The organism is Geodermatophilus sabuli, from assembly GCF_010686765.1.
In the GTDB taxonomy this organism is placed as follows: Bacteria; Actinomycetota; Actinomycetes; order Mycobacteriales; family Geodermatophilaceae; genus Geodermatophilus; species Geodermatophilus sabuli_A.
This window is the reverse complement of the sequence record NZ_JAAGWF010000036.1, coordinates 1-4061: the sequence shown is the minus strand read 5'-3', so window position 1 is coordinate 4061 and position 4061 is coordinate 1. Positions and strand designations below refer to the sequence as shown.

At 52.6% G+C, this 4061-nt stretch carries 1 tRNA gene and 3 rRNA genes; all 4 read right to left on the bottom strand.

Annotation, left to right across the window (positions count from 1 at the left end):
- Positions 1-101: 101 nt before the first annotated feature.
- Positions 102-217: ribosomal RNA gene (gene rrf, locus GCU56_RS22850) — 5S ribosomal RNA — on the bottom strand.
- A gap of 63 nt (positions 218-280) precedes the next feature.
- Positions 281-3186: ribosomal RNA gene (locus GCU56_RS22845) — 23S ribosomal RNA — on the bottom strand.
- Between the two features lie 192 nt (positions 3187-3378).
- A tRNA-Glu gene (locus GCU56_RS22840) sits at positions 3379-3454 on the bottom strand.
- Between the two features lie 85 nt (positions 3455-3539).
- Positions 3540-4061: ribosomal RNA gene (locus GCU56_RS22835) — 16S ribosomal RNA — on the bottom strand; the annotation flags it as partial.

The following is a 4061-nucleotide window of genomic DNA, read 5'->3' as shown; positions in this document are numbered from 1 at the left end:
TTTATTTTGAATTGGTGTGCTGTCTGATGCTCTCTCTGATGACGGGAAAAACCCAAAGCAAAAAACCCCGCACCATACGGTACGGGGTTCTTTTAATTGATGCCTGGCAGTTCCCTACTCTCACATGGGGAGACCCCACACTACCATCGGCGCTACGGCGTTTCACTTCTGAGTTCGGCATGGGGTCAGGTGGGACCACCGCGCTAAAGCCGCCAGGCAAATTCTGTAATCTGTATCAGCTGAAAATCGTCTCTCACCGCCAAAACATCTTCGGCGTTGTAAGGTTAAGCCTCACGGTTCATTAGTATCGGTTAGCTCAACGCATCGCTGCGCTTACACACCCGACCTATCAACGTCGTAGTCTTCAACGTTCCTTCAGGAGACTTAAAGTCTCAGGGAGAACTCATCTCGGGGCAAGTTTCGTGCTTAGATGCTTTCAGCACTTATCTCTTCCGCATTTAGCTACCGGGCAGTGCCATTGGCATGACAACCCGAACACCAGTGATGCGTCCACTCCGGTCCTCTCGTACTAGGAGCAGCCCCCCTCAATTCTCCAGCGCCCACGGCAGATAGGGACCGAACTGTCTCACGACGTTCTAAACCCAGCTCGCGTACCACTTTAAATGGCGAACAGCCATACCCTTGGGACCTACTTCAGCCCCAGGATGTGATGAGCCGACATCGAGGTGCCAAACACCGCCGTCGATATGAACTCTTGGGCGGTATCAGCCTGTTATCCCCGGAGTACCTTTTATCCGTTGAGCGATGGCCCTTCCATTCAGAACCACCGGATCACTATGACCTGCTTTCGCACCTGCTCGAGCCGTCACTCTCGCAGTCAAGCTAGCTTATGCCATTGCACTAACCTCCTGATGTCCGACCAGGATTAGCTAACCTTCGTGCTCCTCCGTTACTCTTTGGGAGGAGACCGCCCCAGTCAAACTACCCACCAGACACTGTCCGCAACCCGGATCACGGGTCTACGTTAGAACACCAGCCATTAAAGGGTGGTATTTCAAGGTTGGCTCCACGCAGACTGGCGTCCACGCTTCAAAGCCTCCCACCTATCCTACACATCAAGGACCAGTGTTCAGTGTCAAGCTATAGTAAAGGTTCACGGGGTCTTTCCGTCTTGCCGCGGGTACACTGCATCTTCACAGCGAGTTCAATTTCACTGAGTCTCGGGTGGAGACAGCCTGGCCATCATTACGCCATTCGTGCAGGTCGGAACTTACCCGACAAGGAATTTCGCTACCTTAGGACCGTTATAGTTACGGCCGCCGTTTACCGGGGCTTCGATCAAGAGCTTCGCGTTGCCGCTAACCCCATCAATTAACCTTCCGGCACCGGGCAGGCGTCACACCGTATACGTCCACTTTCGTGTTTGCACAGTGCTGTGTTTTTAATAAACAGTTGCAGCCAGCTGGTATCTTCGACTGATTTCAGCTCCACCCGCAGGGGCTTCACCTACATATCAGCGTGCCTTCTCCCGAAGTTACGGCACCATTTTGCCTAGTTCCTTCACCCGAGTTCTCTCAAGCGCCTTGGTATTCTCTACCTGACCACCTGTGTCGGTTTGGGGTACGATTTGATGTTACCTGATGCTTAGAGGCTTTTCCTGGAAGCAGGGCATTTGTTACTTCAGCACCGTAGTGCCTCGTCATCACACCTCAGCGTTAACAAGGAACCGGATTTACCTGGAACCTCCGCCTACATGCTTAAACCGGGACAACCGTCGCCCGGCTAACATAGCCTTCTCCGTCCCCCCTTCGCAGTAACACCAAGTACAGGAATATTAACCTGTTTCCCATCGACTACGCCTTTCGGCCTCGCCTTAGGGGTCGACTCACCCTGCCCCGATTAACGTTGGACAGGAACCCTTGGTCTTCCGGCGAGCGGGCTTTTCACCCGCTTTATCGTTACTTATGTCAGCATTCGCACTTCTGATACCTCCAGCACCCCTCACAGGACACCTTCAACGGCTTACAGAACGCTCCCCTACCCAACAACACATAGTGTCGCTGCCGCAGCTTCGGTGCATGGTTTAGCCCCGTTACATCTTCCGCGCAGGCCGACTCGACCAGTGAGCTATTACGCTTTCTTTAAATGATGGCTGCTTCTAAGCCAACATCCTGGCTGTCTGTGCCTTCCCACATCGTTTCCCACTTAACCATGACTTTGGGACCTTAGCTGGCGGTCTGGGTTGTTTCCCTCTTCACGACGGACGTTAGCACCCGCCGTGTGTCTCCCGTGATAACATTCTTCGGTATTCGTAGTTTGCATCGGGTTGGTAAGCCGGGATGGCCCCCTAGCCGAAACAGTGCTCTACCCCCGAAGATGAGTTCACGAGGCGCTACCTAAATAGCTTTCGGGGAGAACCAGCTATCTCCCGGTTTGATTGGCCTTTCACCCCCAGCCACAAGTCATCCGCTAATTTTTCAACATTAGTCGGTTCGGTCCTCCAGTTAGTGTTACCCAACCTTCAACCTGCCCATGGCTAGATCACCGGGTTTCGGGTCTATACCCTGCAACTTAACGCCCAGTTAAGACTCGGTTTCCCTTCGGCTCCCCTATACGGTTAACCTTGCTACAGAATATAAGTCGCTGACCCATTATACAAAAGGTACGCAGTCACCCCATAAAAGAGGCTCCCACTGCTTGTACGTACACGGTTTCAGGTTCTTTTTCACTCCCCTCGCCGGGGTTCTTTTCGCCTTTCCCTCACGGTACTGGTTCACTATCGGTCAGTCAGGAGTATTTAGCCTTGGAGGATGGTCCCCCCATATTCAGACAGGATACCACGTGTCCCGCCCTACTCTTCGAGTTCACAGCCTGTGTGCTTTCGTGTACGGGACTGTCACCCTGTACCGTGCGACTTTCCAGACGCTTCCACTAACACACAAGCTGATTCAGACTCTGGGCTGCTCCCCGTTCGCTCGCCGCTACTGGGGGAATCTCGGTTGATTTCTTTTCCTCGGGGTACTTAGATGTTTCAGTTCCCCCGGTTCGCCTCGTTAACCTATGTATTCAGTTAACGATAGTGTGTCGGAACACACTGGGTTTCCCCATTCGGACATCGCCGGGTCAAAGGTTCATATCACCTCGCCGGCGCTTTTCGCAGATTAGCACGTCCTTCATCGCCTCTGACTGCCAGGGCATCCACCGTGTACGCTTAGTCGCTTAACCTCACAACCCGAAGATGTTTCTTTCGATTCATCACCGGTTTGCGAAAATTTGAGAGACTCGAACACACATAACATGTGTGTCGTTTCAATTTTCAGCTTGATCCAGATTTTTAAAGAGCAAATATCTCAAACGTCACCCGAAGATGAGTTTTGAGATATGTCGGCAGGTGACTTTCACTCACGAACCAGCAAGTGGCGTCCCCTAGGGGATTCGAACCCCTGTTACCGCCGTGAAAGGGCGGTGTCCTGGGCCTCTAGACGAAGGGGACACTGAAGTCTCAATCGCAAGACGCCTTGCTATTTACTTTTCATCAGACAATCTGTGTGAGCACTACAAAGGCAGGTTCTTTAAGGTAAGGAGGTGATCCAACCGCAGGTTCCCCTACGGTTACCTTGTTACGACTTCACCCCAGTCATGAATCACAAAGTGGTAAGCGCCCTCCCGAAGGTTAAGCTACCTACTTCTTTTGCAACCCACTCCCATGGTGTGACGGGCGGTGTGTACAAGGCCCGGGAACGTATTCACCGTAGCATTCTGATCTACGATTACTAGCGATTCCGACTTCATGGAGTCGAGTTGCAGACTCCAATCCGGACTACGACGCACTTTATGAGGTCCGCTTGCTCTCGCGAGTTCGCTTCTCTTTGTATGCGCCATTGTAGCACGTGTGTAGCCCTACTCGTAAGGGCCATGATGACTTGACGTCATCCCCACCTTCCTCCAGTTTATCACTGGCAGTCTCCTTTGAGTTCCCGGCCGGACCGCTGGCAACAAAGGATAAGGGTTGCGCTCGTTGCGGGACTTAACCCAACATTTCACAACACGAGCTGACGACAGCCATGCAGCACCTGTCTCAGAGTTCCCGAAGGCACCAA